The sequence below is a fragment of the Streptomyces sp. UNOC14_S4 genome (assembly GCF_020740835.1).
Lineage (GTDB): Bacteria > Actinomycetota > Actinomycetes > Streptomycetales > Streptomycetaceae > Streptomyces.
The window spans coordinates 1-4901 of record NZ_JAINFC010000550.1 but is presented as its reverse complement, the minus strand read 5'-3'; the positions used below and the strand labels follow the sequence as shown (position 1 = coordinate 4901).

Below are 4901 nucleotides of genomic sequence, written 5' to 3'. Positions count from 1 at the left end.
GTACGGGAGGCGGGGCGCCGGGCCGTCCCCGCCCCGTTCGCCGAGACCGCCCTGGTCGCCCGCCCGCTGCTGCGCCGCGTCGGCCTCCCGGTCCCCGCAGGACCGCTCAGCCACGCCATCGCCCCCGAGCTGACGATCCGTTACGCCCGTCCGGCCGCCTCGGGCGTCGGCTCGGCCGGCTGCTCCGGCGAGGACGACACCCTGCTGATCACCGGCACCCTGCGCCGCGTCCCCTGGGCCCGTGCCGCCGGTGCCGTGGTCGTCCTGGCGACGGCCCCCTCCGGCCCCGTCCTGTTCACCCTCACCCCGGACCAGGCCGTTCTCACCCCCGGCGGCAACCTCGCCGAGGAACCCCGCGACGACCTGCACCTCGCCGCCCTCGAAATCCCCGCCTCGCGCGTCCGCCGGATCTCCCCGGAACTGCTCGACGAGGCCCGGCTCCGCGCGGCCCTGGCACGGTCGGCCCTCATCGCCGGAGCCGCCGGACGCTGCGTCGAACTGACGGTCGCCCACACCACCGCCCGCACCCAGTTCGGCCGTCCGCTCAGCCGCTTCCAGGCCGTCAAGCAGGAAGAGGCGCGGCTGATCGAGGAAGCCGCCCTGGTACGCGCCGCCGTCCAGGCCGCCGCCGCGCCACTGGAAACCGGCGGCCCCGCTGCGCACTTCGCCGTCGCCGCGGCCAAGACCCAGGCATCCGCCTCGGCCGCCGAGATCGCCCGTATCGCCCACCAGCTCCACGGCGCCGTCGGTATCACCCGGCTCCACCCGCTCCACCTCGCCACCACGCGCCTGTGGTCCTGGCGCGACGAGGACGGCGACGAGACCTACTGGGCACGCCGCCTGGCCCGGCCCCTCACCGCCGCCACCCTCTGGCCCGCCCTCACCGCCGAGCCCTGACCCTTCACCCCTGCGCGCTCTTCTCCAGGACGAGGTCGCCGGTGGCCGGGTCGACGCGGCAGGTGAAGTCCGTGGCCCGGCGGTCCCACTTCATGGCTCCGCCGAGGTCGGTGAGGCAGTGGCCCAGGGCCTCCTGGCCGTAGGCGTTGGGGTGGATCGCCTCTTGCTGGTCGCCCTGCGACAGCCAGGGGAAGTCCTTGGAACGCAGGTACGGGATCCAGCGGACCCACTCCGCATTCCTGATGTACAGCGGGTTGTCCGCAGTGTCTTCCGCGGTCGCCTGATGGGCGGACTTGCTGCACAACTCATGGCCCGCGAAGGCGTTCTGCAGGTCCAGGAAGACGGTGTGGGTGAAGGTGGCCGTCTTCCGGAGCCGGGTGCTCAAGGCGCCGACGAGGACACTCCGGGCCCAGTCGGTGTCCGTGTCGTAGAAGGGGCAGCCACCGGTTCCGTACCTGGTGTCGTACGCCTCCGGATAGCGGTAGTCCTGTGCCTGGGGGAGTGGCGAGGGGTAGGACTGCACCACCAGCCGGTAGTCCTCCGGCTGGTATCCGGCCTTCGTCATCGTCTTCTGGATGGAGGAAACGGCCGCGTCCACACGGTTCCCGACCTCTTCGATCTTGTCGAGCATGCCGGGCCAGGCGTCCTTGCAATACGCGTAGGGCTTGACGACGGGATGGCCGATGACGCTGTACTCGTTGGCGATGAACCGCTTGGCGCAGTCCGTGACGATCTCCCTGAACCCGAGGTCGTTGCCGCCGATCGACACAGTGATCAGCTTCACCTTGTAGTTGTCCGCGATATAGGCGAGTTGATCGGTCTGTGCCCGCTCGCCTTTCTCGTCGTACGGGTTGCCGATCTCGTGAGTGGTGGCACCGGCGCAGGCGAGGTTGAAATGCTGCCAGGGGTCGACGCCGGGGTATTCGGCCCAGGTGATCGGGGCCACGTCCGAGCGGTCGCACTTGTTGCCGCTCGCGCTGTAGGACGTGGGCCCGTAGACCTGGTCGGGGTCGTGTTCGCAGCTCCGCTCGCTGAAGCAGTCGATTGCGGCGCGGTCGGTGCCCCACACCGTGCCGTACGGGTCGGTGTCGGCGTTGCCGGCCCATCTGCCGGCCTCGCCGGACGCGTAGCTGTCGCCCATCGACACGATGACCGCGGGTTTCCCCGGTGTGCAGACGGCCCGCGGCGTCCCTTGCCGCAGGAACTGGTCCCCGGGTTCGCAGAGCACGTCGTGTCCGTCGGGGTTGGCGCTGGTCCAGAAGCCGACCGGGAAGTGGTCCGACTCCTCCACGAACCTCAGCCGGAACGCCGTGTACTGGTGCGGCACGGGAATTCCCCGGGCGACCATGTAGTCCAGCTCGGAGGTGGGCCCTCGCCTCGGATAGGTGAGCTGCCCGGAGCTGATGACCATGCGCCGGCCGGACGGATCCGCGGGGAGCGAGCCGGGAGTGCGGTTGAAATCGCCCATGGCCGCCCAGTGGTCCCCCGCCGCCTGCCCGATCTTGTCCAGAAGAAAGGGCGCGTCATTGGTCTGGGCGGCACCCACCCGGTTTCTGGCGTGAACGCAGTAGAACCAGGTGCCGTCGGTGAGCCTGATGCCGAGCGCCGGTTTGGCGTCGGGCTCCAGCCGGGAGCCGGTCGCCTGGGGCGGGATGACGTTGACGGCGTCGACCGTGTCCGCAGGCTGGTTGACCACGAGGGAGAGGGAGCGGTTGGCGCCTCTGGTCTTCATCTTGTAGATGACGCAGTACTGGTACTGGCCCTGCCACGGCTGCAAGGCACAGTTCACCCAGCGGAAGCGCTGCACGGTGTAGGTGGTGCCGGACACCTGAAGGCGTGTCTCGCGGCGCACCACCGTCCCGTCCGCCGGCTCCACGTCGGGCGGGTCCTCGTCGCGGACCTCCTGGAGCGCCAGCACCTCCACCTGCTTGGCCAGCGGGAGGATGGCGGTCTGCCAGCGGTTGCCGTACTGCATGTTGAACGTCGCGGCCCGGTGCTCGTTCACCTGGGCCTGAGAGCGAGTCAGGGCCCGGCTCTGGGACTGAGCCCGGGTCAGGGCAGCGGCGTGCGGTGGCGTGCCCTGGAGCAGGCCCGCCACGACAGCCACGACGGCCACGAGAACGGCCAGGACGACGACCAGACGCTTGTTCATCGAGACCGACCGTAGGACGAGCCCGGCGCGTACGCATCGCACGCGAGCCATGAGGGTGACACCGGTCGCGCCCGCACGGACAGCGGGCACGCCCCCTTCCGTATGACAAGGCCGTCGCGCCCGACAGAAACGCGCTTCAAGTCAACCGCGTGACGCGGAAGATTCCCCCAGAAGTGCCACCCTTCCCCTCCTGGATACTCGGCCGGCACCAGCGCTCCCGCCCCCTCCCAAGGGCCACTCCACTCCCGGGATCCGGCGCTCCGACAATGCCGCATAATCGGCACTGGCATGCCATTGGCAAGGAGGCGGTCTATTCGCCCCGCCTCGCCGGTGCTTTAATCCCTCTGGAAAGTCACCGAGCGGTTTCTACGGAAATGGGTGGCTTGATGGCGAATGGATCTGCTTCGTGAGCCCGGGCCAGGCGGAGACGGCGACGGGTGGCCACATCCAGGAAATTCCGCTGACTGTCCCGGGAGCGAAACCCACGGCCATTGCCGTCGGCACCGACGGCAACATCTGGTTCGGGCTGGAGAATCTGCCGGCCTCCCCGGCGCCCACCCAGTGCGCCATCGGCAGGCTCAACCCCCTCACCCATGGGATCTCCGTCTTTCCCTACCCCGACCCCAAGGGGACGCAGAGCCTGGCGCAGGCGCAGGACGGACATGTCTGGATCGCGGGGCTGTCCGGCGTCGTCCACCGGTTCGATCCCCGCAGCGCGAGCTTCGCGCCCATCCCCGTGCCGGACGGGGGGCTGCTCACCGCTCTGGCCTTCGGCCCGGACGGCTCCGTGTGGTGCGCGGCCAACGGGACCGGATTGCTGCACCGGATCGACCGGGCCACTCTCTCCGTGCGCTCGTGGCTCGTGCCGTCCGGGGGCAAGCCGCAGGCCCTGGCGTTCGGCTCCGACGGCGCCCTGTGGTACACGCTGTCGTCGGCCAACCGCTTCGGCCGACTGGACCTGGAAACGGGTGGCTTCCAGTCCTGGGACCTGCCGTTCGCGAACCCCGCGGCCCGGATCGCCTCCGGCCCCTCCGGACTGTGGGTGTCCAGCACCGCGGGCCACTGGATCGGCGACATCGACCCCGCCACCGCGGGCATGACGCGGATCGGCCTGGCTTCCGGCAGCGCCCCCGTCGGAGTCGCCGTCGGCGGCGACGGCGCGCTGTGGTACTGCGCGTCCGGTACCAATCGCGTCGGCCGGATCGACGCCGAGGGCGGCCAGCCCGCGGAATGGACCCTCCCGACCGCCAACAGCGGCCCCTATGCCGTCGCCATCCGTTCCGGGGGCGAAGTGTGGTGCAGCGGCGCCAATTCCAAGTCCCTGGTGCGGCTGACCACCGGCACCACCCCCAGCAGGAATTCCCCGCAGAAGTCATAGGCAGAAGTCAGGGACGACAGCGCTCGCGGGGACGAAGCCGAGGAGTCGAATTGTGATTCAACCTGTGCGTGAATTCCCTCTCCCCAGGCCCGTCGACATCGCCGGACTGGGCGTGGCCGCCGACGGAAAGCTGTGGTATCTGGAGAAACACGGCCGGTTCCTGGTCGGTGTGAGTCCGTCGGCCGCCACCTGGACCGACCTTCCCCTGCCGTACGGAGAGCAGGAGAGCGGCGGCCTGGCCGTGACGCGCGACGGTCGCGCCTGCGTCACGTGCCCGCCCGAATCGCACGTGACCACCATGAGCCTCACCAGCGGGCAGGAGACCACATGGTCCCTGGACCGCCGGTTGGCCCCGGGGCACGTCGCGGTCGACGAGTCGGCCGGTGTCATCTGGATGATCGACAGGGCCGGTGCCCAACTGCTCCAGCTGGACACGGCGTCCGGGAAGACCGACCCGCTGCCCCTGCCCGCCGG

Annotated in this window: 4 protein-coding genes; 3 read left to right on the top strand and 1 reads right to left on the bottom strand. The window is 70.1% G+C overall.

What is annotated here, in order from left to right; all coding sequences use genetic code 11:
• On the top strand, positions 1 to 897 hold an 897-nt coding region (locus K6I34_RS31755; protein ID WP_229331377.1), incomplete at its 5' end, for an acyl-CoA dehydrogenase family protein.
• A 4-nt stretch (positions 898 to 901) separates the two neighbouring features.
• Here the strand turns inward: K6I34_RS31755 and K6I34_RS31750 are convergent.
• Positions 902 to 3049: a GDSL-type esterase/lipase family protein gene (locus K6I34_RS31750; RefSeq protein ID WP_229331375.1), complete on the bottom strand. Its 2148-nt coding sequence runs from the start codon at positions 3047 to 3049 to the stop codon at positions 902 to 904.
• 406 nt (positions 3050 to 3455) lie between these two features.
• Between K6I34_RS31750 and K6I34_RS31745 the strand changes: the two genes are divergently transcribed.
• Positions 3456 to 4427, top strand: coding sequence for a hypothetical protein (locus tag K6I34_RS31745; protein WP_229331373.1), 972 nt, complete (start codon positions 3456 to 3458; stop codon positions 4425 to 4427).
• A gap of 64 nt (positions 4428 to 4491) precedes the next feature.
• Positions 4492 to 4901 (top strand): hypothetical protein (locus K6I34_RS31740; RefSeq protein WP_229331371.1); only part of this gene is annotated, 410 nt, incomplete at its 3' end.

Coding starts and splice junctions, on each gene's coding strand:
- K6I34_RS31750 (WP_229331375.1), bottom strand. CDS start 3,049: ATGAACAAGCGTCTGGTCGTCGTCCTGGCCGTTCTCGTGGCCGTCGTG.